The 24,636-nt window shown below is 46.6% G+C and carries 26 protein-coding genes; 8 read left to right on the top strand and 18 right to left on the bottom strand.

All coding sequences use genetic code 11. The features are described 5' to 3' along the window. Positions 1–217 precede the first annotated feature (217 nt). Complete coding sequence (locus E2491_RS07575) at positions 218–709, bottom strand: lactoylglutathione lyase family protein (protein ID WP_134374594.1); 492 nt, start codon at positions 707–709, stop codon at positions 218–220. Between the two features lie 120 nt (positions 710–829). On the opposite strand from E2491_RS07575, the gene E2491_RS07570 reads away from it, so the two are divergent. After that, positions 830–1,165, top strand: a complete 336-nt coding sequence (locus E2491_RS07570; protein ID WP_134374579.1) for a winged helix-turn-helix transcriptional regulator — start codon at positions 830–832, stop codon at positions 1,163–1,165. A 107-nt stretch (positions 1,166–1,272) separates the two neighbouring features. Here the strand turns inward: E2491_RS07570 and E2491_RS17720 are convergent, their stop codons facing one another. The 3 genes from E2491_RS17720 to E2491_RS07560 form a co-directional block, all read right to left on the bottom strand. After that, positions 1,273–1,401 carry a hypothetical protein gene (locus E2491_RS17720; RefSeq protein WP_256369348.1) on the bottom strand — a complete coding sequence of 43 codons (129 nt, stop codon included), beginning with the start codon at positions 1,399–1,401 and terminating at the stop codon, positions 1,273–1,275. Positions 1,402–1,414: 13 nt separating this feature from the next. Continuing rightward, entirely contained in the window at positions 1,415–2,311 is an 897-nt protein-coding gene (locus E2491_RS07565; protein ID WP_134374577.1) for an EamA family transporter, read from the bottom strand. Between the two features lie 88 nt (positions 2,312–2,399). Further along, a complete protein-coding gene (locus tag E2491_RS07560; protein WP_256369347.1) occupies positions 2,400–3,095 on the bottom strand; it encodes a helix-turn-helix transcriptional regulator in 696 nt (231 codons plus the stop codon). 207 nt (positions 3,096–3,302) lie between these two features. On the opposite strand from E2491_RS07560, the gene E2491_RS07555 reads away from it, so the two are divergent. The 3 genes from E2491_RS07555 to E2491_RS07545 are packed head-to-tail and all read left to right on the top strand — an operon-like array spanning position 3,303 to position 5,802. Then, a complete protein-coding gene (locus E2491_RS07555) occupies positions 3,303–3,767 on the top strand; it encodes a prepilin-type N-terminal cleavage/methylation domain-containing protein (RefSeq protein ID WP_134374575.1) in 465 nt (154 codons plus the stop codon). 5 nt (positions 3,768–3,772) lie between these two features. Then, complete coding sequence (locus tag E2491_RS07550; protein WP_166805827.1) at positions 3,773–4,201, top strand: type II secretion system protein; 429 nt, start codon at positions 3,773–3,775, stop codon at positions 4,199–4,201. Continuing rightward, positions 4,201–5,802, top strand: a complete 1,602-nt coding sequence (locus E2491_RS07545; protein ID WP_134374571.1) for a DUF7305 domain-containing protein — start codon at positions 4,201–4,203, stop codon at positions 5,800–5,802. Before E2491_RS07550 ends, E2491_RS07545 begins: the two co-directional genes overlap by 1 nt. Before the next feature lie 54 nt (positions 5,803–5,856). On the opposite strand, the gene E2491_RS07540 is transcribed toward E2491_RS07545, so the two are convergent. Genes E2491_RS07540 through E2491_RS07530 form a run of 3 tightly spaced genes read right to left on the bottom strand, consistent with a single transcriptional unit; the run spans position 5,857 to position 9,551 of the window. Beyond that, positions 5,857–7,203: a PTS ascorbate transporter subunit IIC gene (locus E2491_RS07540; protein WP_134374569.1), complete on the bottom strand. Its 1,347-nt coding sequence runs from the start codon at positions 7,201–7,203 to the stop codon at positions 5,857–5,859. Positions 7,204–7,231: 28 nt separating this feature from the next. Then, the gene (locus tag E2491_RS07535) at positions 7,232–7,513 is read right to left on the bottom strand and encodes a PTS sugar transporter subunit IIB (protein WP_134374567.1); all 282 of its coding nucleotides are present in this window, start codon (positions 7,511–7,513) and stop codon (positions 7,232–7,234) included. Between the two features lies 1 nt (position 7,514). After that, positions 7,515–9,551: a BglG family transcription antiterminator gene (locus E2491_RS07530; protein WP_244093914.1), complete on the bottom strand. Its 2,037-nt coding sequence runs from the start codon at positions 9,549–9,551 to the stop codon at positions 7,515–7,517. Positions 9,552–9,737: 186 nt separating this feature from the next. On the opposite strand from E2491_RS07530, the gene E2491_RS07525 reads away from it, so the two are divergent. Further along, entirely contained in the window at positions 9,738–10,580 is an 843-nt protein-coding gene (locus E2491_RS07525; RefSeq protein ID WP_134374563.1) for an HAD family hydrolase, read from the top strand. A gap of 34 nt (positions 10,581–10,614) precedes the next feature. Here the strand turns inward: E2491_RS07525 and E2491_RS07520 are convergent, their stop codons facing one another. Beyond that, entirely contained in the window at positions 10,615–11,193 is a 579-nt protein-coding gene (locus E2491_RS07520; RefSeq protein ID WP_244093913.1) for a nucleotidyltransferase family protein, read from the bottom strand. 76 nt (positions 11,194–11,269) lie between these two features. After that, on the bottom strand, positions 11,270–11,857 hold the full coding sequence (locus E2491_RS07515; RefSeq protein WP_134374561.1) for an NAD(P)H-dependent oxidoreductase: 588 nt from the start codon (positions 11,855–11,857) through the stop codon (positions 11,270–11,272). A gap of 114 nt (positions 11,858–11,971) precedes the next feature. Here E2491_RS07515 and E2491_RS07510 point away from each other — a divergent pair, with 114 nt between their 5' ends. Then, complete coding sequence (locus tag E2491_RS07510) at positions 11,972–12,400, top strand: MarR family winged helix-turn-helix transcriptional regulator (protein ID WP_134374559.1); 429 nt, start codon at positions 11,972–11,974, stop codon at positions 12,398–12,400. A 91-nt stretch (positions 12,401–12,491) separates the two neighbouring features. On the opposite strand, the gene E2491_RS07505 is transcribed toward E2491_RS07510, so the two are convergent. From E2491_RS07505 to hppD, 6 genes are all read right to left on the bottom strand, one after another. After that, a complete protein-coding gene (locus E2491_RS07505) occupies positions 12,492–12,803 on the bottom strand; it encodes a YerC/YecD family TrpR-related protein (RefSeq protein ID WP_134374557.1) in 312 nt (103 codons plus the stop codon). A 40-nt stretch (positions 12,804–12,843) separates the two neighbouring features. Continuing rightward, positions 12,844–14,274, bottom strand: coding sequence for a Na+/H+ antiporter NhaC (nhaC, locus tag E2491_RS07500; protein WP_134374555.1), 1,431 nt, complete (start codon positions 14,272–14,274; stop codon positions 12,844–12,846). A gap of 155 nt (positions 14,275–14,429) precedes the next feature. After that, positions 14,430–15,581, bottom strand: coding sequence for a homogentisate 1,2-dioxygenase (locus tag E2491_RS07495; RefSeq protein WP_134374553.1), 1,152 nt, complete (start codon positions 15,579–15,581; stop codon positions 14,430–14,432). A 13-nt stretch (positions 15,582–15,594) separates the two neighbouring features. Then, on the bottom strand, positions 15,595–16,872 hold the full coding sequence (gene fahA / locus E2491_RS07490) for a fumarylacetoacetase (protein WP_134374551.1): 1,278 nt from the start codon (positions 16,870–16,872) through the stop codon (positions 15,595–15,597). Between the two features lie 14 nt (positions 16,873–16,886). Next, positions 16,887–17,846: a hypothetical protein gene (locus E2491_RS07485; RefSeq protein ID WP_244093912.1), complete on the bottom strand. Its 960-nt coding sequence runs from the start codon at positions 17,844–17,846 to the stop codon at positions 16,887–16,889. Then, positions 17,833–18,954 carry a 4-hydroxyphenylpyruvate dioxygenase gene (hppD, locus tag E2491_RS07480; RefSeq protein WP_134374549.1) on the bottom strand — a complete coding sequence of 374 codons (1,122 nt, stop codon included), beginning with the start codon at positions 18,952–18,954 and terminating at the stop codon, positions 17,833–17,835. The genes E2491_RS07485 and hppD overlap by 14 nt, the downstream gene beginning before the upstream one ends. A gap of 467 nt (positions 18,955–19,421) precedes the next feature. On the opposite strand from hppD, the gene E2491_RS07475 reads away from it, so the two are divergent. Together E2491_RS07475 and E2491_RS07470 are read left to right on the top strand one after the other, a co-directional pair. Further along, positions 19,422–19,661 carry a DUF1450 domain-containing protein gene (locus E2491_RS07475; RefSeq protein ID WP_166805826.1) on the top strand — a complete coding sequence of 80 codons (240 nt, stop codon included), beginning with the start codon at positions 19,422–19,424 and terminating at the stop codon, positions 19,659–19,661. Between the two features lie 61 nt (positions 19,662–19,722). Then, on the top strand, positions 19,723–20,865 hold the full coding sequence (locus tag E2491_RS07470) for a Leu/Phe/Val dehydrogenase (protein WP_371414461.1): 1,143 nt from the start codon (positions 19,723–19,725) through the stop codon (positions 20,863–20,865). A gap of 285 nt (positions 20,866–21,150) precedes the next feature. Here the strand turns inward: E2491_RS07470 and nadA are convergent, their stop codons facing one another. Genes nadA through nadB form a run of 3 tightly spaced genes read right to left on the bottom strand, consistent with a single transcriptional unit; the run spans position 21,151 to position 24,510 of the window. Further along, positions 21,151–22,110 (bottom strand): quinolinate synthase NadA, encoded by a 960-nt coding sequence (nadA, locus tag E2491_RS07465; protein WP_134374543.1) that lies wholly within the window; start codon positions 22,108–22,110, stop codon positions 21,151–21,153. Continuing rightward, the gene (gene nadC / locus E2491_RS07460) at positions 22,107–22,964 is read right to left on the bottom strand and encodes a carboxylating nicotinate-nucleotide diphosphorylase (RefSeq protein WP_134374541.1); all 858 of its coding nucleotides are present in this window, start codon (positions 22,962–22,964) and stop codon (positions 22,107–22,109) included. The genes nadA and nadC overlap by 4 nt, the downstream gene beginning before the upstream one ends. Then, a complete protein-coding gene (nadB, locus tag E2491_RS07455; protein WP_256369346.1) occupies positions 22,933–24,510 on the bottom strand; it encodes an L-aspartate oxidase in 1,578 nt (525 codons plus the stop codon). The genes nadC and nadB overlap by 32 nt, the downstream gene beginning before the upstream one ends. Between the last annotated feature and the right edge of the window lie 126 nt (positions 24,511–24,636).

Here is a 24,636-nt window from a genome sequence, read left to right as displayed (position 1 = left end):
CATTGAGGGTCGATTTAGCGACACTGTATTCTTTGGAGACCACACCCATCGACTTCTTCTCATCTAAGACAGATAACACCACTTTCAAACTTTCATCTAACATATGATTAGTAACTCGTTTAGACATAAAAATGCCCCCTTCAGAGTAGTAGAGAATTTTTATTATTTCTCTGTCTACTTTGAAGGGAGCATATCATTTAGCGTACCGGCTTTTCTTTTAATATGCGCCCTGAGAATAAGTCATCTCATAGCTGTGTGTATAGATTTCAAAAATATTGCCGAATGGATCCTCGACATACACCATTTTATAAGGCTTATCGTCTGGATAATACTCACGGATTGGCATACGCTGTTTCCCACCGTGTTGCTTAATCTTCTCAACCAGCCCCTCAATGTCAGGATCCTGCACACAAAAATGAAAAATACCGGTCTTCCAATATTCAAAGTTATTGGATGGCTTTTCATTCTGAGGGAATTCAAACAGCTCTACTCCAATCTTATCTCCTGTAGACAGATGGGCAATACGAAACTGCTCCCAGTCGTTCCCGAATACATCTCGGCACATTTGTCCGATCGCCGTATCATCGTTATACACAGGAGAGGGCTCCATAATGGTGTACCATCCTAAAACCTCTGTATAGAATGAAACTGCTTTTTCTAAGTCCGGCACTGAAAGACCGATATGAGAAAAATTTCTTGGATACGTCATCATCTGATGATACCTCCTTATTTGTTTGACAGCACCTATCATAAAGGCGTATTCTTCTACACACAAGAATGCACTTTTAAGTAAGATACTACCCAAAAGGATAGTAAAGGAGGCAATAAGATGACTGAAAATATTGAAGTGGATGAGCATGGGAAACTGAAATGCTCCATTGAATATACCTTGAATAAAGTCGGAGGCAAGTGGAAGCTTATCATTCTTTGGCATATCATTTTTGACGGCACGCAACGTTATAATGCACTTAGACGTCTGCTTCCGGGCATTACCCATAAAATGCTGAGCCAGCAACTGAAGGAGCTTGAGCAGGAGGGGTTGATCATTCGCACTCAATATAATGAGATGCCACCGAAGGTTGAATACGCGATCTCTGAAAAAGGTTTAACATTAAAGCCACTGCTTGAGGAAATGCATAAATGGGGCAGGGAGCAAGGCGAATAACGGGCCTTCTGCTCCCTGCCTCTATTGATGATTCAAACCTTCTCTTCATCCACCACAATACTATAAGAAACATTCAGCTTATTCATCATCCACTGCTGAAACACGTCCTAAAGCTTTTGCTGAAGTGCCTCTTCTGAAAGGCCTTCATCAACCCCAAGCTCTCCAAGTGAGAAAGTCTCCGTAGCTGAGACAGCTTTATTTTCTGTTTCAAATGAAAAGGTGACCGTTTTACGCAATCCATTCAACTCCTTAAGCCGTTTTTTGATCTGCAAGCTGCCTGGTACTTGTGCGAGCGGTTGAAAAGATCAGTACGCCAATGCCAAGCAAAAGTAATCCAACCCCTAACCAGGAAAGCAGACTTAACGCTTCGTTTAATACTAAAACGCCAAGCATGGCAGCGGTCAGTGGTTCACCGAGTGACAGCGTAACAGCTGTAGCGGATGAAGTGTGAGATAACCCCCGTGAGAACAGAATGTAAGCGACAGCCGTTGTAATGATACCTAAATGCAACGCAACACCAAGCCCCTGAAGATTTAACACCCAGGAGATATCAAAGATAAATAGAAATGGCGACAGCATCACGGCACTCAGCGTAAACACAGCAGCAACCGCAGATAGCGGCGGATGCTGCTGAACGAGCTTACGGTTCACTATCGTATAGACCGCAAAAGATAGCCCCGCACCCAACGCAAGAACAATGCCCGCCGGATCCGCCTGTACAGCTCCCTGGTTACTGAATAACAGGATGCAGCCTGCGATAGATAATACTGTGGAGATCCACCATACACGAGCCGGTCTCACCTTTAAAAACAGCCATTCAAGTAAACCGGATAGCACCGGTGCACTGCCGATCGCCACCACCGTACCAATCGCAACACCCGTCATCGTGACAGCTGAGAAAAACAGCGGCTGATACGCAGCCATACTAAGTGCTGCCATAAGCAGTGCCGTGAGTGGCCAACCCTTTGGATTAAACGAGCGGGTTGCAAGTAACAACCCCATCAAAAACAGTCCCGCAATTGCCATTCTGACTGCCCCGATGGCAACCGGATGGACCCCGTCCGGAGCGAGCGCCTGTGCGGTCCCGGTTGTCCCCCATAAAACCGCCGCCATCAATATGAAAAAAGGAGCCAGCCTTTCCTGCATCTCCTCCAACCTCCTCTTTTAAAAAAGACCTTTGTTTAAAGCATAGAAAAGAGCGGCAGACTTTTCTATACCGTTTCAAAGGTCTTTTTTAACCGTTTTTAAGCTGTCTATACTGCTTTGGCGTAAAACCGGTCTGTCCGGCAAACCATCTTGTAAAAGAGGACGCATTTTCAAACCCGGTCTCCTCACTGATTTTGCCAATCGTCCAGCTGCTTTCCTTCAAAAGGGACTGTGCCTCTTTTAAGCGCAGGTCAGATACATATGCTTTAACCGTTTTACCGGTCTGCTTTTTAAACCATGCAGAATAATAGGCAGGATGATAATGCTCCATTGCTGCCAGCGTTTCAAGACGGACCGGCTCTCTGAAGTGGCTGTGCAGATACTCAACAGAAGCGGGTCTTTGCAACTGAAGCTTCCCGGATACGTATCGCGTTAAATGAGACAGTGACTCTGCCTTCTGCTGCCCCGCTTCTTCAAGCAGCAAATAACGGATCGCTGACCATTGCTCATCCAGCCGCGTGTACATCGTATCTGTTCTGTCCGGCAGATAAAGAACCGGAATATCCAGGATTAAAAATTCGTTCCGGTCATCAGAGCGGTAATCATGGTTGAAGCCCGGCGGTAAATAAAAGCAGTAGTCCGGCGTTAAATGCACATGCTGATGATCCGTCTCAATATCCAGCGACCCCTGCAGCGGAAACAGGAATTGTCCGTAGGCATGCTGATGAGACATATATTCTTTTGTATAAGATCTTTTCTCGCAAACGACTTCGTTTAACAGCACGAGTTACGCCTTCCTTTCTCACTGATGTTCTTATTTTATACGTTTGATTATAAGTGACTGTCAGAGTTTTGCCCATGTTAAATGGACATAGAAAAATTGTGAGAGCGAGAGCCAACTCAGCGGTACTTCTTTCCAGTCCATATGCTATGATAAATAAAAAGTACTATTTTTATTTAAAACATATCCAAAAAGTCAGGGGGTAAGAGCATGGTAAAGAATCAGCAGGGCATCTCGTTAGTTGAAGTCATGGCTTCCATCGTCATTATTACCATGCTTCTGACTGTCTTTTTAACGATGTTTCTCACTTCTGCCCGCTCCAATGAGGCGTCAGAAGAAATTGTTGATTACACCTTTATTGCTCAGCGGCAAATGGAGGAGCTTTACGAAGCCGGACAGCAGTACAGCTCTGCAGATATCGGAACCGTGATGACAAATATACTCGGCTTTACAAACCAATCTGCAATTGCCGGTGAAAGTATATGGGTAACAAACGGGACAGCTTCAGACGGATCAGCTTATACAATTGAGCTGACTCTCCGTTCCTATACACCTGAAAGCAGCGAATTCAGCCGGCTTGGCCAGACATTGAGACGAACCATTGTAGAGGTTTATCCGCAGCCCGGTACACAGCCAGTATCCAAAATGGAAAGCCTCATAGAATGGAGGGACTGACCGCGATGAATAATGAAAAAGGCTTAACGCTTGTTGAATTACTCGCCGTTCTGGTCATCACCTCATCCGTTATAGTGCTGGTGATTTCGATTGTGATTAATACAGGAAACAGCGCCAGCAGTCAGCAGCAGGAGAGCCTCAGCATCCGCAGCATGACGACGGCCCTCAACTCAATTACAACAGATGTCAGGCGTTTTCCGGAAAACGTCACGATTCAAAGTGATGAACTTGCCATTTCAGCGGATGGCGAGACGATTATTTACAGCTATGACTCAGGCAACTCAATGTTATTAAAAAACGGAACAGCTTTTGCAAGAGGTGTCACTGATTTTAACGTCCTATTAAACGGGGACACGCTTGAAGTCACCATCATTGATCAGGCTGCAAAAGAATGGCAGACCCAAATTGTTTTAAGGAAGGGAGCGGACCTGTAATGAAGAGATACGCCAATAATCAGGAAGGCTATTCCCTCCTGTTAACGATTTTTGCCGTTACGTTCATCTCGATTATTGCTGTCAGCATTTTATCGTTCACCTCCATGACAACAAGTGTGTCCGTTAATGAACGTGATCACCAGTCATCCTATTACATTGCAGAAGCAGGTCTTGTGGAAAAACGGGCCGAGCTGAATGCGATTGCCGCCAATGCTTATCAGGAAGTCAAAGCGCAGTATGATGCATTAGATCCGGAAGAAAAAGCAGCATTTAACTTCACTTCAACCTTTTACAGCCGCGTACAATCACGCGTCAATGAGCATCTCAGCTTTACGAAAACAGTCACCTATGAGGAACAGCAGTCCGTAACCCCGGTTTCAACAACCGAGGTAACACAGATCAGCACGTCCCCTCTCACTTATGAAATCACCTCCACCGGCACGATTCCGGGCAAAAACCTGCCGGGTCAGACAAAAGAACTGAGCCAGCAGGTGCAGGTGCAGATGAATGTGAATGCGGAAACTGAGCTTGTAACCATCCCGGGCAGCGGCGGAGAAACCGTTAAATACCTGGCTTGTTATTCGGTTTATGCGACAGGGGATTTTTACCATAACGGCAAGGGTTTGAAAGGTCCGATTTATGCTGATGGGAATGTTTATCTGAATAAAAACAAAACATCGATTGATGGAAACGTTTATGCCAAAGGCAATGTCACGCTTAATGGTGGAGAAGTTGATGGGGATATTTATTCAGAGAAGCGGGTTTATCTTCAGAACAAAAAGTCAGATGTCACCGGCCAAGTCTTCGAAAATACAAGCCTGGCAGAAGTTAAAAACAACTGTGTAAATCAGGCGCCTGCCTTACCTTCTCTTGATAGTGCTTTTCCGGCAACTAATGCACCTATGCCGCCAGACAGCGATTCCATTAAAAATGGCATTCTGTCCGTTGGTACCAATCAAACCCTAGTGCTTAATCAGGATATATATTTAAAAGAAATCAACATAGATAATAAGGTTGATTTAACTTTTGATTTAAAAGGTCAAAACCGAAGAGTTTTTATTGATGATCTCAATTTAAAAAATGGAAACATAAAAATAAAAAATCCCGGAAAGCTTGAGTTAATTGTACAGGACCACTTTTCTGTGAACGGTAACGGTGAAATCAATACAAACGGAAACAAGGATCACGTTGAGATTCGTTATGCAGGAAATAAAGATCTGAAATTTACGGGCAACACATCATTAACTGCAAATCTTCACGTAAAAGATGCCAATCTGGATTTCAAAGGAAACAACAGCATAGGCGGTGACCTATTTGTATATGGTGCAGCTAACATCACAACATCCGGAAACTCAGATACTGCGGATAGGCTGATCCTTGCACCTAAAAGTGATTTCTTTATCACCGGAAATGGTAATGTGAACGGCAATCTGATTGTTAAGGACTTCAACATTTCCGGCAGCGGCTCAACAAACCCTCCAAAAAGCGACTACGGTGAATGGGAAGGCCCTAGTGCCGGAACGCCTGATCAGGAGATCGAAATCATTCGCTATGCTGATGATGGAAGTTTTCTGAAGGCGGATGAGCTGAGTGAGCAGTGATTCCATATAAAAAAGTCAGGAGCACAGTCTCCTGACTTTTTTATGTTCAAGGGCTTACGCCGTCGCTTTCTTTTTAAACGGAATGGCCATTAGTAACAGAATGACAATCAGACTGATCACGATGGCAATCGGTCCGCCGAAGTTGGCAAGGGATCCGAAGAAGATGCCTCCTACGCCAAAGTCTGCATCTGAGAATGTCGTGTTCGCAAAGCCAAGTTCTCCGAGAACCGGCAGTAAGAATACAGGCAGGAATGAAATCAATATTCCATTAACAAAGGAACCGGCCACAGCACCTCTGATTCCTCCCATTGCATTACCGAATACACCTGCAGCGGCTCCGGTAAAGAAGTGTGGGACAACGCCTGGCAGAATGATTGTGCTTCCAGCAAGCGCCATGAAGATCATACTGAACAGACCACCGGCAAAGCTTGAGAAGAATCCGATCAGTACGGCATTTGGCGCGTATGTGAAGACAATCGGTACATCGAGTGCCGGCTTCGCGTTCGGCACAAGCTTTGTTGAGATCCCTTTAAAGGCTGGAACGATTTCAGCCAATACAAGGCGAACCCCGGCTAAGATGACAAATACACCAGCCGCAAAGTTACCGGCCTGAATCAGTGAGAATACAAGAAAGTTCGTGCCATCACTGAGCTCTGCTTCAATAAATGTTGGACCTGCTGCGATGGCAACCACAAAATACATGACAATCATCGTCAACGCGATACTGACCGTGCTGTCACGAAGGAATCCAAGTCCTTTTGGGAAATTGATCTTTTCTGTAGACGTTGGTTCCTTACCACCTACAGCCTTTCCAACGAGCCCACTCACTGCATAGCCTACTGCACTGAAGTGACCGAGTGCAACGTTGTCATTACCCGTCAGCTTTCTCATAAACGGCTGGAGAATCGCTGGAGATAACGTCATAATAATTCCGAGTGCAATTGCTCCTGCAGCAATTTGCGGAACGGTACTAAAACCGGCAACCGCCATAATGACAGCAAGCATACACGCCATATATAATGCGTGGTGCCCCGTTAAGAAAATATACTTAAAGCGTGTAAAACGGGCGATCAAAATATTTACGATCATACCGAAAAACATGATAAGCGCCGTGTTTGAACCATACTCATTTAAAGCCAGTGCGACGATTGCCTCGTTATTCGGTACGACCCCCGCTACATTAAATGCCTCCTGAAACATAGTGCCAAATGGAATCAGTGACGTTTCCAAAATACCGGCTCCGGCTGCAATTACCAGGAACCCGACAAAGGTTTTCGTTGTTCCTTTCATCGTGTCAGACAGGTTTTTCCGCTGCGCGATCAGACCGATTAACGCGATCATGGCAACCAGAATAGCCGGCTGACTCAGAATATCCACCAGCGTTGTCAATACACTGTTCATATTGCTTCACCCTCTCATGAACCTGATATTAAATCAGGTTTTTTTCTTCGGCCATCTTGCGGACCTTATCTCTTAACTCATCCATATCAATAATGTTATCGAGCACGATGACTTCTCCAAGGTGTGCCCCGCCTTCTGCAATGTCCTTCGCAAGGAAATACACGTCTGCATCACCCGGTGAAGCGGAGCTTAAATCTGAGTGATTCACCTCAACACCCGTGATCCCAAGCTCTCCTAATACCTGATTAATATTCATTTCCACCATAAAACTTGTGCCAAGACCTGAACTGCATACCGCTAAAATTTTCATATTACTCTTCCCCCTCTTTAATAATGTTGATAATTTGTTCTGCAGAATCTGCATTTTTCAATGTATTCAGCGCTTCGTCATTGCCAAGCAGCTTTGTTAAATGAGCAAGTGCCTTTAAGTGCGCTTCGCTGTCAACAGCAGCAAGGCATACAAACACATCGATCTGATGCTCATCCTGATCGAGCAACTTTACAGGCTGTCTTGTTCTCAAAAAGGACATCCCAACCTCGTTCACTCCCGCATCAGGTCTTGCGTGCGGAATCGCGATGCCTTTCCCGATATGAATATAAGCACCGGCTTCCTCGACGTTATGAATCATCGCATCCACATACCTCGGCTCCACTGTATCGGAAGTGACCAAAGGCTCTGCCGCTTTTTTGATCGCTGTTTTCCAATCAAGCGGCTCGTCTGTAAATTGAATCGTTTCTTCTGTTAATAGTTCTGAAAGCATTGGTTTTCTCCACCTTTTCGCTGTGTTTTTCATATACATCAGTTCGACCAGCTCAGATATCAACTTCTTCTCGTTTTTGATATCTGCATGCCGCCGGACAATATCCATTACCTGTTCGATATCTATATTGCGTTTATTTAACTGCGGAAAAGCAGAGGTTACCTCCTGAATCAAGTGCGTCTTCTCAACAATGGAAAGTAAAGGCTTTACTCGGTAAACCGGCTTCACAGACGTGATCGGTACCGTCGAGAAAATCAGATCGTAGCTTGAAGGAGATAACTTTTGCACATGATCTGTCGTATGGATTCTGGAAAAATCAATCCCCGGGAACAGCTCTATGAGTTGCGAGCGCAGCATCACAGATGAGCTGACTCCATTTGAACAGACAATTAAGGCGCTGATCTTATCCGGTTCATCCTCATTGAATTTTTCCAGATACCCTCCGAAATGAAGGGTGAAATACCCGATTTCCGCTTCGCTGATTCCTTTACCTGTCCAGTCAGTAAGCGGATGCAGTGACTTTTCAACAAATTGAAAGAGCTCGTGATAATCCTCTTTAATCTTGTCGGTCATTGGATTAATGAGCGGAATGCCAAACGTTAGCCGGAAATAAGTCGGTACAAGGTGATTGAATAAGCTTTTGACCAGATACGCTTTATGGCGGATCGGCAGCAACGTATTCCGCTCGAACTCATCAACAATTTCTTCTGCGAGTTTCTGAAGCGTCAGGTGAACCTGCGGATTCATCTCCTCCTGGCTCGTCAGCAGCTGAATGGCGACAAAATACGTTTCCTGTTCGCCCGCTTCCGGGAACAATATTGCAGCTAACTCAGCCGCATCATGGAACATGTCCTGCTCCTCCAAAAGTAATGTTTCATGATCTTCAAAATGGAGCTGGTCATTCTTTTGACGCATCTTCACAAAAATCAGGTGATACATCATTTCGACTTTCCTGCTTCTTACGAGACGCAGAGGCTTCGTTTGCAGGAAATTCTCAATCTGCGCTGTCGTTTCCATCATGAGCGACTCAAGCTCCCAGGCTTTGATTGTGCTGATGATGATCTCTTTTCCAAGCGGCTTCGAGAGCAGGGTGTCAATACAATAGATTGCGAGTCTTCGCTTATCCATCTCAGACCCCTTAAGGAAATATCCATCCATCCGCTGATAGTCAAGCTTCAGGTTCCATTCAACGCACAGCTCCCTCACCTTTTTCACATCCGTCAGCGCCGTATTCTTACTGACATTCAGGACGAGCTGATAATGATAGCTTGAGATGACTTCCTGTCTGATAAAGGTGTACAGATAAATCATCAGCGGGCGATCCTGTTCAGAAACGATCAGGTCATTACCTTTTACGGAAAGGGGGGCTTCTTTTTTGATAAAGCTTTTAATTTGATCATCTACACGGAACATCAGGTTATTCATTTCCACCGGTGGAAGCTGAATGATACTCAGCGAGCTATTTGTCTTTTCAAACAAGTACTGAAATTGACGCTCTGTCAGGTTGAGCTCCATCATAATTTCAGGCTTTGTAATCTGCTGATATTGGGTAATCCTTTCAAGAAACTCGTACGATTTCTGATCCATCAAAGGAAGTCCCTCCGTTTCTTAATGCTATTGTAAAGCGCTTACATCACTGTCGCAACACGTTCAGGGTCCAATCTCTGTCCGGCCCTTCAACACAAATTGGGCTCAGCACGCCTATGTTGCTTCTCGTGTAGACTTTATACTTTAACTAATAAGTCAACAGACGACAAACAGGAGGCGGTATAGTTGAAACCAAAAGTAATCGCTTTAGATATGGATGGAACCGTTCTCGATGCCTCAAATCAAGTCAGCCCGCGTCTGGCCGAGCTGCTTTCAAAATGGCAGACCGATCATGAAGTCCGGCTGATTTTAGCATCAGGCAGAACAAAGCAGGAGATTGAAGATGTACTGCCGGAGACGCTTCAACCGGACGGAATCGTTTCCGCAAATGGAATGGGGAGTTACCTGGGGGACACAACACTTGCTGAACACACGCTGAATGCTGAGCTGGTGGAGAGAGTCATTCGTGCAGCAGGAACAGAAAGAATTTATTACGAGGTGCATCCGCTGCACGGGGAACGTTTTTCACTTAAGAAGGATCAGGCATTGTTTCAGGAAATACTGACACAAAAGCAGCCCAACACCCTTCACGACAATGAATTACTTGCCAGGCAGGAAGCTGTGAAAAAAGATATTCAATGGACAGCAGCACCATCATTTGAAGGACATGTGAAGGTGTATTTTTTCAGCATGAGCACTGAAAAAATCAATGATTGGAAAAGAAGGCTTGAGAAAGAAGCGGTGAACTTTTCATTCTCCACCTCTTCCTCGTCTATGCATAACGTGGAGATCATGAATGCAGGGGTGTCAAAGGCTACGGGTATTCAGATGCTGCTGCAAAAATGGGGCATAACCCCCGATCAGCTGATGGTAGTCGGGGACAGTGAAAATGACCTCCCCATGTTTCAATACGCAGGCCGGGCCGTTGCGATGCAAAATGCAGAGCTGCATGTGAAGCAGGCCGCTGATGAAGTAACGACACACGGCTATAAAGAAGATGGACTGTTTCGGTTCTTGAAAGAATTTTAAGCAAAGAGAGCGGGGAAGTTTCTCCGCTCTTTTTTTAAATGAATGGATTGGTTAAAGTAACGCGAACCTTCGGCCAAATGGACTGCCAGTTCTTTTTTACAATACGCTCCTCATAAATGGCTACACGCTCTTTTGTTTCTTTGAAAAAAGCAGTTGGCTTCACCTGAATGTTTAAGACATCCTCAATACCATATGGCGCGGTCAATACGAGCTTGTCGTTCGATTTAAGCGTGATCCCGAGTGCCGTTGCAGTTTCAGGAAACTTTGAGATGGCATCCTCAGAAGAAGTGTAAGGAGCAAGGCCGTTCACCAGATGCATTCTTGCTTCGTTTTTCACAGACCACGGCACCTCCGGCATCATCTGAAACAGGCGCTGCTCATACCATTTTTCCGTTTGCTCACGCAGATCATCCGGATCAAAATAAATCACATCCACATCCGGAATGCTCGTCCGTTTATCAAATCCGTGAAGCGTATCCCAGATTTTCGAACGCACAAACCCCGCACAAATCCACCAGTCCGGCAGACCAAGTGTCCCCGCTGCTCGAATGATGCTCATCATTTGCGGGTCTGATTGGATTAAATTGAGGATGCCTTCTTCATTTTTTAACAATTGGTCTCATCTCCTCTCACCACAATCGAACATATATTCTTATTTTATCACATTGAAGAAAAAATAAAGTCATTATTTATTTTTTCAAGCCGTTGAAATAAAGGTAAACCCTCTTAAGCTTTTTCTTTTGTCTGCCTCCTGGACTTTCCATATTACCAAACTCAAAAAACTTCACCTTCTTAATACCTACAAAGCTGAACAACGCTCTTTTCATTAAGACCTTATGGGCATTATTCAGCCAGATCAGCGGATAAAATGCCGGACCCTTCATGGTTGAAATACAGACAACGGATTTACCTTTTAAAAGACCTTCAGGAAAGTAACCTTTTTTGTCCCTATAGGCAAAATTAGACGCAAAAAGCTGATCAATATAACCGAGCAACATAGCAGGTGGACGCCCCCACCAGATCGGATAAATGAATACAAGCTTGTCAGCCCTCAAAATTTGCTCTCTGTACTTCTCAAGATCAGGATCCAGATGCATATCCCGGCGCCTTTTCTGAGCATTGAACATTAAAGCCGGATTAAATTTTTCAGCATAAAGATCCAGCACAACCGTCTCTGTAATCTTGTCGTTGTGACTGCTCCCGTTTAAGACCTCCTGTAAAAAGGCATAAGACAGGCTTTCATGGTTTGGATACGTATAAATAATTAACAGGTTCATGAGATCTCCTTTAGTTATGTTTTGATAACTAAATAATATCACCTTCAATTTTAATTATCAAATGATAATTGTTTTTTCATAACTTTTTTGATACGTTGCTTAAGAGGTGAGAAAATGTATAAAAAAAAGCTTTTTGAAAAGTTTATTTCGTTTACTGCTTCTGTTCATACGACTACCCACAACATCACCAAAGGAGCAAAACCGTCTAATATCTCCCAAGTTCAATATAAGATCCTTGAACTGGTTTCAATCAGCCAACCCATGACCCCGAGTGAAATCAATGATTGCCTTAATATGTCCATGCCGAACACCAGCCGCGAACTGCGTCTATTAAGCGAAAAAAAACTGATTGAAAAAACGCTTGATCCTGACGACAGACGAAAGCAGTATATCGGACTTTCACCAGAGGGGAAGGACTTGATAACTGACGCCTTCAGCATAATCGAATCCCGTTTTTCCGACCGTATACAGCATCTGTCTGAAAATGAGCTGCAGGAAGTGGACCAGGCGCTTGATTTCCTTCAAAAGAAGCTGTTTCAGTAAGTTGGGATGAATACAGTGTAGTTTTCCCAAAGATTTTATCAATAAATAATCAAAAAAACCGCCCCTGCCAACATACGCAGGAGCGGACTCTCTAACATCCAATCTTCCTCTTATCCTCTTTCCCGAGTCTCACAAGCACCATCCTCAAACCGCTCTGTTCCTTCTGGAGACAGCGTTTAATGCGGGAGACCATGCTGGAGCGGGCGTTGGTTTCGTGTTCGATTTGCTCATAGGTTTCACCGTCCATGAGACGAACAGCTACCTGATAGCGCTGCATAAAGGCTTCGAGCTCCTTTTCAGTCGCCATGTCTTCAAAGAAGTTGATGCATTCCTCTATCGATTCCAAAGAAAGAAGCGCTTCAAAAAACTGTTCACGGCTGGCTTGTTCTTTCCCGGCTTTCATTGTGCCACTCCCCATTTCAATCCATCATCAGAAGCGGTGATTACAACACCATTTTCTTATCCTCAAGCGCTGTCTCTTCTACAAAAGCATTTGCTTCTTCAGGTGGCAGCGCAGCAAGGAATTTCGAGTACCCTAAAATAATTGCGATAATTGGTGTAATGATACACATAAAGCTAAATAGGACATAACCCATTCCTACACTCAGCGTTGACATGATAAAGGCACCGGATACACCCCATGGTACGAGTGGGTGTACGACAGTTCCTGCATCCTCAAGTGTTCTGGACAGGTTTTTCGGGTGAAGCCCCACCTTTTTATAAGAGGACTCAAGCATCTGTCCAGGAAGTATAATCGACAGATACGCTTCTCCGATCACCACGTTGACCCCGATACAAGATAGAACGGTTGTCAAAATGACATTGCCTTTTTTATTAAGGAAGCCTGCAATACCCTGAATGATGACCTGGTGGAAGCCGATCAGCTGGATCAGACCGCCAAAAGCAAGTGCCACTAAAATAATCGACACACCAAACATCATACTGGCCAGACCACCTAAAGAAAGCAGACTGTCCACAGCTTCCACGCCGGTCTCAGCCGTATAGCCGAAATGCGCCGTAGCCATCAGTTCTCCAAGCGTTACACCAGGCACTGTATAAAAAGCTGTCAGTACCGCAATCAAAAGGCCGCATAGCAGTGTCGGCAGCGGTGGAACCTTTCTTAAGGCAAGCAGGATAATCGCAAGCGGTGACAGCAGCGTGATCGCGGTCAGCGGAAACTGGTCGCGTAAAATCTGCGTCATCTCTTCAATTTGCGCAAGGTCCGGATTCACAAAACGCGTATCAAGACCAATGACTGTAAAGATCACCATCGTAATCAACAGCGCAGGAATTGTCGTCCAGAGCATATAGCGGATATGCTCGAAAATATCGACCTTCCCGATCGCAGAAGCAAGGTTTGTCGTGTCAGACAGCGGTGAAATTTTATCCCCAAAAATCGCACCACTGACAATCGCACCTGCGGTCATCGCAGGAGAAATATCCATCCCGTAGGCAACCCCCATCAGCGCGACACCCATTGTACTGATCGCACTCCAGGAGCTTCCTGTCATAACAGATACAACGACACAAAGCACAACAGCGGACAATAAGAAAAACTGAGGTGATAAAAACAGCAGTCCGTAATAGGACATGGTCGGCACGGTTCCATTTAGCGCCCAGATCCCGATGACCACACCGATCATACATAAAATCAGAATCGAAGGAAGCCCTGCAGAGATTCCTTTCACCATGGCTCCCTCTAATTCCTTCCACTTAAAACCGAGAAAATAACCATAAAGTGCGACAAGTGTCGCTACAACGAGAATTGGAATTTGTGGTGCAACCTGATAGTGCAAAATGCTGACACCCAGCACTGCAGTTAAAACGACCATTAATAGAACAGACATCAAAAAAGAAGGTGTACGTGTTTTCATTCTGATCCCCCAATCAATTTGTAAGCGTTATCATTTTTTTAGAACGCATTGAAAACCCTCTGTGTAACATGTTAATCATTTTAATAAAGTGCAGCATTTTACAATTAAATTCGACCTTTTTAAACGCAGGAATGATCACACCCCTGCGTTCCGCCTTACTTCCAGCTGTATTTATAATCCTTGTCCTCGTATTGATGCGCCTGCTTCACCACATTTAGCGGACGGAAGGTATCGATCATGACCGCAAGCTCTTCTGTTTCCTTTTTACCGATGCTTGCCTCGACCTTACCCGGATGAGGCCCGTGCGGAATGCCGGATGGATGCAGTGTGACAGAGCCCTCCTTCACGCCTTTACGACTCATGAAATTCCCTTTGACGTAGTAAAGAACCTCGTCACTGTCCACGTTGCTGTGATAATAAGGAGCAGGAATCGCTTCCGGATGATAATCGTACATTCTCGGAACAAACGAACAGATGACAAAATTATTCGCCTCAAACGTCTGGTGAATCGGCGGTGGCATATGCACGCGGCCGGTAATCGGTTCAAAGTCACTCACGTTAAACGTATAAGGGAACAAATAACCGTCCCAGCCGACCACATCGAGTGGATGGTGGCCAAACGTATGTAAATGCATAAAGCCTCTGGACTTCGTTTTCACATGATACTCACTGCGATCATCAAACGTCTCAAGCTTTTCCGGCGGGTGAAAATCGCGCTCACAAAACGGGCTGTGCTCAAGCAACTGCCCGTGAATATTGCGATAGCGCTTCGGCGTCGTGATCCAGCTGTTCGTCTCAATCACAAGAAATTTCGTTTCACCTTCATCCGGCACGACGCGATAAATTGTCCCGATCGGAATGACGATATAATCACCCGGCTTATAAGGCAGTGTGCCAAACGTGGATTCGACCTTCCCTGTACCGTAATGAACAAACAGCACCTCATCCCCGTCGCCGTTCCGGTAAAAGTAGTCCATCGGCTTTGTCGGATTGACGACACCAATCAGCACGTCATCATTCCCAAGCAGATACTGTCTGCCCTCAACCGCATCTGTTTCCTCTTTATACTCGTGAGAATACAAATGGCGCGGAGCGAGCGCAGCCTGCTCCTCGTACTCTACCCTGCACTCCCCGATCAGCGTCGATTCGGTCATCGCTGTAGGTGGATAATGGTGATACAAAATCGACTGAATACCTGAAAAGCCCTTCGTTCCCATCACCTGCTCACGAAATAAAGAGCCGTCCTCTTTTTTAAACATCGTATGTCTTTTATGCGGGATCTTCCCCATCTGTTGATAAAACGGCATCGCCTTCGTCCTCCTACCCCTTCATATCTGCTTCCACTAATGCCGGTATCACCCGTCCGGTAACTTCCCCAAAGCCAATCCGGTAGCCGTCTCCCTGACACCAGCCCGTCATCGTGATCTCATCGTCATCCTCAATCCATTGGCGCTCTTCACCCGATTCAAGCTCAATCGGCTCTGCACCGCGCCACGTCAGCTCAAGCATACTGCCACGCTGTTCTTTTTCCGGACCGCTGATCGTGCCCGATGCAAGCAAATCGCCAGGCCTCAGATTGCAGCCCGCCACGGTATGATGACTGATCTGCTGCGCCATACTCCAGTACAGGTAGCTGAAGTTCGTCGACATGATTCGCTGTCGCTGCTCCATCTCACGGCTTTTCATATACACTTCAAGCTTAATATCAAAAGACTGAGCCCCTGTTTTCTGCAAATAAGGGAGTGGCTCCGGATCCTGCACCGGACCTTCCGTGCGAAATGGCTCAAGCGCCTCAAGCGGAATAACCCACGGTGACACAGACGTGGCAAAGCTTTTCGCTAAAAAAGGGCCAAGCGGCTGATATTCCCATGCCTGAATATCCCGGGCACTCCAGTCATTGACGAGCACAAGCCCGAATATCTGATCCTCTGCATCCTTCATCGCAACCGGCTTGCCCTGATCATTACCCGGGCCAATAAACCAGCCCATCTCAAGCTCCAGATCGAGCTGACGGGTCGGACCAAAAATTGGTTCATTGGCTGACGGCGGCTTCATCTGACCTCTTGGCCTGCGCACATCCGTCCCGCTGACCACAACTGAGCTTGCACGACCATGATACCCGACCGGTAAAGACGTCCAATTCGGCATCAGGGCATTTTCCTTCCCCCGAAACATCGTGCCAACATTGGTCGCATGCTCCTTTGATGCGTAAAAATCTGTGTAGTCCCCAATTTGAGCAGGGAGTAATAACGATGCTGTCTTCATCGGAATGATTGCTTTTTCCCTCAGCTCAGTATGATCTCTCAGCTCAGGTTCATCCTCATGTAACAGACGCTGAAGCTCACGTCTCACCAGCATCCATTTCTGTTTACCGAGGCTCATGAATCGATTGAGAGACGGCTGATTAAAAACCGCCTCCTCTTTTAACCCTGCACGTCTGAAAAACCCTTCCGTCTCAAGCACTGACAAATCCAGAATGTAGTCGCCAATCGCCACACCAATCCGGGAATCTCCGTCATGTGACGTCCTGAAAACCCCGTAAGGCAAATTCTGAATCGGAAAGTGAGAAGACGGATCTACCTGAATAAATGACCTCATGATGACCGTCCTTTCTATTCGTTCAACAGTCCAAGCGCATGCAAATCCTCGCGCGGCTCTGTAAAGCTGCAGCTGCCGTAGGAAATGAAGGCTGTTTTCCGCAGCTTTTTAATCTCTTCAGCTGTGATATCAAGCTCACGCCACCCTGCTCCGTTTTTTGACAAGGTAAAGTCTGCAGGGTTTTGATCGCTTAAAATATCCGTCACCGTTTCTGATGCCAAATCATGCATACGTGTCAGCATCCCGGCTGTAAAAACATTTAAAAACCCATGCATCTCCGTTTGCACCTCCGGACGGTACATCCGAACCGGGTGATGCAGTCCTGCTGTGAATTTTTGCGGGATTCCCCTGTCACTGCAGGACTTCAGGATCCATGCAAGCTGCTTTGGCTCCGGAAAAGCAGCTGCCGTCACGCCACCTGTCCGGAATTTAAAACCGAGTGTTGTGTCCTGGGTCCGGTTATGATGAGCAATGGCATCAAGCGCTTTAAGAAGGCTCTGCTTTTCAGCTGTTTCATCCGGAAACTCAAGAAATGTCCGGATGGCAAGACTGGCTGATTGCTCCGCGATTTCTTTTAGCAAGGACGGTTCCGGTGTTTCAGGGAGAGGCAGCTCAATCATGAACACCGCCGCCTGCCCCGCCGCTTTTACCTGAAAGGTCCGGATGGTTTGCAGATCCTCCTTGAAATAGGGAAGGACCTCTGCATCCGTCGGACTTTTTCTTGCAATCACCGAGCAGTCCAGCCTCTGCTTTTGTGTAAATAGCGTGAGATAAGGCTCCAGCTCATTCAGCCTGACTGCTGGGATGATAAAACGCCCGAGCATCCAGGCATCCCTCTCAATCTGATAGGACGCATAGTTGCGGATCGCTTCATCCAAAGACAGCTGAGCAGGCGGAAACAATCCCGCATAATCAATCAGCCCGGCTAAATACGCCTGCGTGCCCGCTGGAATGTACGATTTAAATGTTTCCACGACGCTCCTGCTCACGTTCGATCGACTCAAACAGTGCCTTGAAATTACCTTCACCAAAGCCACGCGCACCTTTACGCTGGATGATTTCAATAAACAGTGTCGGGCGGTCCACAATCGGTTTCGTGAAAATCTGCAGCAGATAGCCCTCATCATCGCGGTCTACTAAAATATTCAGCTCCTGAAGCTTCTGCACATCCTCGTCAATGTCACCAACGCGGGCTACAAGATCCTCATAATACGTGGATGGTGTCTGCAAAAACTCCACGCCATTTTCACGCAGCGCACGAACCGTGGAGATAATATCATTCGTCAGTACGGCTAAATGCTGAACGCCAGGGCCGTTATGGAAATCAAGATATTCCTGAATCTGAGACTTACGCTTTCCTTCAGCCGGCTCGTTGATTGGAAACTTGATTCGGCCTGTTCCATTCATCATCACTTTTGACATCAGAGCAGAATATTCCGTTGAGATATTTTCATCATCAAAGTGCTTCAGCACGTTAAATCCAAACACTTTTTCATAATAGCTCGTCCACTCATCCATGCGCTCCACATTGCCAACGACGTGGTCAATGCCGACAAGGCCGATGGAAGTCGCAGTGCCTGGACCTTCATAAGGCTCATAACCTGGAAGGAAGCTGCCTTTGTAATCCTGATTTTCAATGAGTGTGTGCACCACATCTCCATATGTACCGATAATTGCTTTTTTAACCGTGCCGTTTTCATCACTTTCTGTCCATGGCTCCTGAATAGCAATGCCACCACGCTCAATCGCGCCGTGATAAGCCTCGTCCACGTTAGATACCTTTAGCCCGATATCTTTTGTGCCTTCACCATGGAGCTTCACAAATTCTGCGATATCTGTCTGATCCGTTAAAGAGCCTGTGATCACAAGGCGGATCATGCCCTGCTCCAGCACATACGATACGCGCTCGCGGCTGCCTGTCTCGAGTCCGCGGTAAGCCTTGATTTCGAAGCCGAATGCGTGACAGAAATAATAGGCAGACTGCTTGGCGTTACCGACATACAGCTCAAGGTGGTGGAAGCTTTCGACCGGGAATACATCTTTGATTGTTTCATTGTTAAGTTCAGTTACGTCTTTTGCCATTTTTAGGGCCTCCTAGAAAAATTTTAGAATCTTTAAAAAAATATTAATCTTTAGTATGTCACATTGCAAACGCTTACTTTAACGCGTGAAATTGATAGAAGGGTGAAGGTTTGGTGGATCGTGTAAAACCTCCCCCACCTTTTCTCAGACCCGTTTGAAATGTAGCCGGTTAATTTCCGTTCCAGGCGGACGCTTTCCGCGGGGCCGGCGGTGAGCCCCCCTTGATGCTATCGCATCTGCAGGGTCTCACCTGTCCGGCTTTATCCCGCTGGAGTCGCCGCCTTCCACTCCAATCAACCTCTTTCTAATCACAATACATACTAAAATAGAGAAACATGTGAAGGAAAATGATTAGATCCTTTATCACGATCATGCGGTAGTGCTTTGACCTCGATCCTTGCGGGGAGTTTGAAGGCGTCTTTATAATCACTGCAAGCAGTGTGATTGAGGATGGGAGGTTGTATGGAGTGACGCATGTGGTGAAGTTTTGTCCGAATAATTTTACAGGCGAACTCGGGGAGACGAAGCAGCGTGTAAGGGAATGTGATGATACGGAGGTTGTGGAGCGGCTTTGTCTGAATTATTGCGGGCAGTGCATTGTGCAGCCTTTTGCGATTGTAAATGGGAAAGGTGTGTTTTGTGATCAGGTGGATGAGCTTTATCCGGCGATTATGAATAGGCTCGGGCAGACGGTTTCCACGCAATAAAATGTAAGCGCTTTATTTTACTGGTATATTAATTTACAAGCGGGGGTACGATGGGATGAAGATGATGACGAAAACTGAGACGAAGACTGCGATGTCAGCGGATCTTTTTGACTTAATGCAGGAGCACGAGCAGGTCGTGTTCTGTAATGATCCGGAAACGGGCCTGCGGGCGATTATCGCGATACATAACACAACGCTGGGACCGGCGATTGGCGGAACAAGAATGAGAAATTATGAGACGACAGAGGAAGCTTTGGAGGATGTGCTCAAGCTTTCAAAAGGAATGACATATAAGTGCGCAGCTGCTGACGTTGATTTTGGTGGTGGAAAAGGAGTGATCATCGGGGATCCCGCGAAGGATAAGACGCCTGAGCTATTCCGGGCATACGGTCAGTTTGTCGAGTCACTGAACGGCAGATTTTATACAGGAACGGATATGGGAACGGTGCTGGAGGATTTTGTCCACTCCCATAAGGAAACGAACTGTATTGCCGGACTTCCGGAGGAATACGGCGGTGGCGGTGAAACGTCGATTCCGACTGCGCTTGGCGTCCTGTATGGCATCAAGGCTGTTTCGAAAACGTTGTATGGCACAGAGAACCTGCTTGAAAAAACATTTTCAATCCAGGGACTGGGCAAGGTCGGATTTAAAGTCGCTGAGCATTTATTAAAGGAAGGCGCGAACCTTTACGTCACGGATATTAATCCGGATATGATCAGCGCGCTCGTTCAAAAGGGAGAACTGCTGGGCAGAAGCGTGATTCCGGTTCAGGGAGACGACATTTACAGTGTACCAGCTGATATATTTGTTCCGTGTGCAATCGGCGGCATCATTAACGAGCAGACGATTGACCAGCTAAAGGTTAAAGCCATCACGGGGGCTGCTAACAATCAGCTCCTGCATGAGTCACTTGCTGTAACATTAAAAGAAAAAGGCATCCTGTATGCACCGGATTACATCGTGAATAGCGGCGGAATTATTCAAGTAACCGATGAACTTTACACGCCGAACAAAGAACGTGTCCTAAAAAAAACAAAAGCCATCTATCACTCTCTGCTTGAAGTATTCGCCCAGGCAGACGACAAAAACATCACCACCATCGAAGCCGCTAATACCATGTGCGAACAGCGCATGGCCACAAGAAGTCGCCGCAACAGTTTCTTCTCACCAAGAAAGCGTGCGAAGTGGGATGTGAGGCATTAAGAGAAAAAGCAGAGCCGGCAATATAGCTCTGCTTTTTTATGTAGACATGGGTCTGTCCCCAAGTCTACCGTAGCTCCTGGGACAGACCCTCCTCTACGCTCATAGGTCAAATGACACGATCCTTGGAAAGTTGCCTGAAATCTTGTGAACCGTCTCTCTTATTTTGTGAACCATCCCCAACATTCCATGAACCACCGCAAATATTTTCCGAACAACGATCAAAATTCTACGAACCTCCGTATGTTTAGAGCTGGGCAGAGTCAGGAATAGACCCCATGTCTACCTTCACCCGATCGCAATCATCCGCTCAATCGCACGTTTGGCCTGGTTAGCGGTTTCTTCCGGCACGGTGATCACGTGCTGGTTTTCTTTAAGAGCTGCCAGGACTTTTCCGAGGGTGATCATTTTCATGAATGGGCAGATGGCTTCGGCGTTGGCTGCGATGAAGCGTTTTTCCGGATTTTTCTTTTGCATCTGGTGGATAATGCCGACTTCGGTTGCGACGATGAATTCGTCTGCCGTTGCGTTTTCTGCATGCTTGAGCATATGGCCTGTCGATAAAATATGCGTTTTTTCCTGCGGCAGAACACCTTCAGCAGTCAGGTACATGCTCGAGGTGGAGCAGCCGCACTCAGGATGGACAAGCAGTTCAGCGTCAGGATGTTTAGTCATAACATCCTCCACCTGCTCCGGCCGGATGCCTGCATGCACGTGGCATTCACCCATCCAGATATGCATGTTCTCACGCCCTGTTTCCTTTTGAACAAACGTCCCCAGGAACATATCCGGCAAAAATAGAATTTCCTGATCTGCAGGAATGGAATTGACGATATCCACCGCATTTGAAGATGTACAGCAGTAATCACTTAACGCTTTCACCTCAGCGGTTGTATTCACATACGCCACCACTACAGCTTCAGGATGCTCTGCTTTCCAGTCGCGGAGCTGATCGGCTGTAATCGAGTCTGCCAGTGAGCAGCCCGCCTCGAGATCAGGTAACAGGACAGTCTTCTCCGGATTTAACACAGCTGCGGTTTCCGCCATAAAATGCACCCCGCAAAATACGATGACATCCGCTTTCGTTTCAGCTGCCGCGCGGGCAAGCATGAGTGAATCTCCCAGCACGTCCGCGATATCCTGCACCTCCGGAATCTCGTAATTATGCGCCAAAATGATCGCATTGCGTTTTTCCTTCCACTCCTGAATTTCCTCAATCAAACGGCTTTTCGTTACTGTTGTTGTCATATCAATATCTCCTTTTTTGCGTCAGCAGTGACCTTTACACTGATATCCAGCGCTTTATATGAATGCGTTAAAAAACCAAGCGAAATGTAGTGGACGCCGCAGTCGCGGTAGGCTGCCAGGTTCTCAAGCGTGATACCCCCTGAGGCCTCCGTCACAATGTGATTCGGTACGAGTTTTTTCAGCTCAATGATTTCATCAGGCGTGCGGTTATCAAACATGATGACATCTACGCCAGCCTTCACTGCTTCAAGCACCTGCTCACGCGTTTCTGTCTCAACCTCAATTTTGATCATATGACCGGCACTTTTCCGGACGCGGTCAACAGCTTCAGTAATCGAGCCTGCAAACGAAATATGATTATCCTTAATCATGACGCCGTCATACAACCCGTAGCGGTGATTGAAGCCTCCACCGCAGCGGACAGCGTACTTTTCAAGCATCCGAAGCCCCGGCGTCGTTTTTCTCGTATCACAAATTCTCGTTTCCGTATCACCAAGCGTTTCAACGGCTTTTCTTGTCAGCGTTGCAATCCCACTCATCCGTTGCACCAGATTCAACACCACCCGCTCCCCTTTTAAAAGCGTGGAAATCTGACCTGAAACTACGGCTAAACGCTGGCCGACTGCGATCGATTCGCCATCCTTTACAAACAGCCCGATTTGAACGTCCGGCTGTAAAAGGGCAAATCCTATGCGAATGATCTCCTCCCCGCAGAAAATACCTGATTCCTTTGCTAAAAAGACGATTTCACCCTCAGTGCCGTCTGTAAAGATCAGATCCGTGGTCAGATCCTGCTCGCCAATATCCTCCATAAAAAATTGTTCAATGCTTGAGCGCAGCTTTAATGTATTCATCCCTTATCCTCACTTCCCCTTTGTTCATATGAATGATCGTTTTCTTCAGCCAGTGCTGATCATCCTCAAACGGAAAATCCTCTCTGAAATGTCCACCCCGGCTTTCTGTCCGTTTCAGTGCAGACTCCGTGATCAGGCTGGCCGTCACCCCCATTAGCAGGCCGGTCAGTTCAGGCACCGTACAGCCGTCGAGATCATGTATTTCATTTAGCTGAAATGAATCAAGCCACTGCTTTTGTCTCGTTAATCCCGTTTTTGACCGGACAATGCCGACGTTTTTCATCATGCCTTCCTGCAGTGTGTGAATGTCCGGTATGTGCGGCTTTTTATGTATACTGGCACGTTTCACAGGTGGCGTGGTGGGCAGATGAACGTGATGACGGTTAATCCACTCTGCAAGGCGTTTCCCCTGAAACAGCCCCTCTAAAAGAGAATTGCTGGCGAGGCGATTCGCTCCGTGAAAACCGGTGCAGGCCGCCTCCCCAATCGCATACAGCCCGTCTATCGTTGTCTGTCCTTTCAGATCCGTTTTAATCCCACCCATTAGGAAATGACTGCCTGGGGCAACCGGCAGTCTTCCTTCTGAAATTCGGATGCCATTTTTCGCACAAAGTGCCGTTATAGATGGAAATCGCGTTTCAAACTGATCAATCTTGGTGATATCAAGGTAGACATGCTGACCACTTTTAATCAGATCAAACATCGTCTGTGATACGATATGGCGCGGTGCAAGGTCCTCAAGCGGATGAATCCCGTGCATCACCGGCGTGCCGTCTTCTGTCACAAGTACCGCACCTGCCCCTCTCACCGCTTCAGATATCAGCCCCTTTGCCTCCCCGTTCTGATAAAGAAGCGTCGGGTGGAACTGCACAAATTCCATATCCGCGACGTCCGCGCCTGCAAGGTACGCCATCGCAATACCGTCACCTGTCACCGTTTGAGCGTTAGAGGTAAACGAATACAGCTGACCGCAGCCGCCTGTTGCGATAATCGTGTGACGGGCGTAATAATGATGGATGCTTCCGTCCACAGCCTTTCCTTTTGCGCCAATACAACGCTTTTGAACGTGGTCCATGATTAACTCATAGACAAAAATGTTTTCTTCTATATGGACATTGAGTGGCAGCCTGGCCAGTAACGTCTCCATCACATGCTGACCCGTCGCATCACCACCGCTATGGACAATCCTGTTTGCGGTGTGTGCACCTTCAAGGCCCAGCTGTAATCGCCCCTCCCCATCTCGGTCGAAAATATGGCCAAGATCAGGGATCAGATCCGCTGCTTCCTGGACGATTTCGCGGGCTGCATCCTCATTCGAATGAAAACGGCCTGCTTCAAGCGTGTCTATCAAATGCTTTTCAGGAGAATCATCCGGATCAACAGCCGCCGCAACTCCCCCCTGCGCTAAATAAGAGTTACTCTTTCGAAGTGAGGACTTTGTGATTATCTTCACATTCGATTTCATATAGATCATCGTCGCCAGCTGTAGAGCTGCGACTCCACTTCCGATGATGAGAACATCATGATATTTTACGATGAAGACCACCTCTTTGTTTACAAGTGTCTTTACACTTGTTATCTTTACATATATTTTGGAGAAAAACAAGAACCTAGTTAAGGTTCTGTCCTGCTACTAACTTTTTTCCGACTATACATATTCATTTCGACATTT

The sequence above is a fragment of the Jeotgalibacillus sp. R-1-5s-1 genome, from assembly GCF_004405105.1.
Classification (GTDB): domain Bacteria; phylum Bacillota; class Bacilli; order Bacillales; family Jeotgalibacillaceae; genus Jeotgalibacillus.
The sequence above is the reverse complement of the archived record's forward strand: the minus strand, read 5'-3'. Positions and strand labels throughout refer to the sequence as shown.

Bases quoted from the DNA above. Each gene is read 5' to 3' on its own strand.
- E2491_RS07575 (WP_134374594.1), bottom strand. From the start codon at position 709: ATGACGTATCCAAGAAATTTTTCTCATATCGGTCTTTCAGTGCCGGAC.
- E2491_RS07570 (WP_134374579.1), top strand. From the start codon at position 830: ATGACTGAAAATATTGAAGTGGATGAGCATGGGAAACTGAAATGCTCC.
- E2491_RS07565 (WP_134374577.1), bottom strand. From the start codon at position 2,311: ATGCAGGAAAGGCTGGCTCCTTTTTTCATATTGATGGCGGCGGTTTTA.
- E2491_RS07555 (WP_134374575.1), top strand. From the start codon at position 3,303: ATGGTAAAGAATCAGCAGGGCATCTCGTTAGTTGAAGTCATGGCTTCC.
- E2491_RS07550 (WP_166805827.1), top strand. From the start codon at position 3,773: ATGAATAATGAAAAAGGCTTAACGCTTGTTGAATTACTCGCCGTTCTG.
- E2491_RS07545 (WP_134374571.1), top strand. From the start codon at position 4,201: ATGAAGAGATACGCCAATAATCAGGAAGGCTATTCCCTCCTGTTAACG.
- E2491_RS07540 (WP_134374569.1), bottom strand. From the start codon at position 7,203: ATGAACAGTGTATTGACAACGCTGGTGGATATTCTGAGTCAGCCGGCT.
- E2491_RS07535 (WP_134374567.1), bottom strand. From the start codon at position 7,513: ATGAAAATTTTAGCGGTATGCAGTTCAGGTCTTGGCACAAGTTTTATG.
- E2491_RS07530 (WP_244093914.1), bottom strand. From the start codon at position 9,551: ATGGATCAGAAATCGTACGAGTTTCTTGAAAGGATTACCCAATATCAG.
- E2491_RS07515 (WP_134374561.1), bottom strand. From the start codon at position 11,857: ATGAACCTGTTAATTATTTATACGTATCCAAACCATGAAAGCCTGTCT.
- E2491_RS07510 (WP_134374559.1), top strand. From the start codon at position 11,972: ATGTATAAAAAAAAGCTTTTTGAAAAGTTTATTTCGTTTACTGCTTCT.
- E2491_RS07505 (WP_134374557.1), bottom strand. From the start codon at position 12,803: ATGAAAGCCGGGAAAGAACAAGCCAGCCGTGAACAGTTTTTTGAAGCG.
- nhaC (WP_134374555.1), bottom strand. From the start codon at position 14,274: ATGAAAACACGTACACCTTCTTTTTTGATGTCTGTTCTATTAATGGTC.
- E2491_RS07495 (WP_134374553.1), bottom strand. From the start codon at position 15,581: ATGCCGTTTTATCAACAGATGGGGAAGATCCCGCATAAAAGACATACG.
- fahA (WP_134374551.1), bottom strand. From the start codon at position 16,872: ATGAGGTCATTTATTCAGGTAGATCCGTCTTCTCACTTTCCGATTCAG.
- hppD (WP_134374549.1), bottom strand. From the start codon at position 18,954: ATGGCAAAAGACGTAACTGAACTTAACAATGAAACAATCAAAGATGTA.
- E2491_RS07470 (WP_371414461.1), top strand. From the start codon at position 19,723: ATGATGACGAAAACTGAGACGAAGACTGCGATGTCAGCGGATCTTTTT.
- nadA (WP_134374543.1), bottom strand. From the start codon at position 22,110: ATGACAACAACAGTAACGAAAAGCCGTTTGATTGAGGAAATTCAGGAG.
- nadC (WP_134374541.1), bottom strand. From the start codon at position 22,964: ATGAATACATTAAAGCTGCGCTCAAGCATTGAACAATTTTTTATGGAG.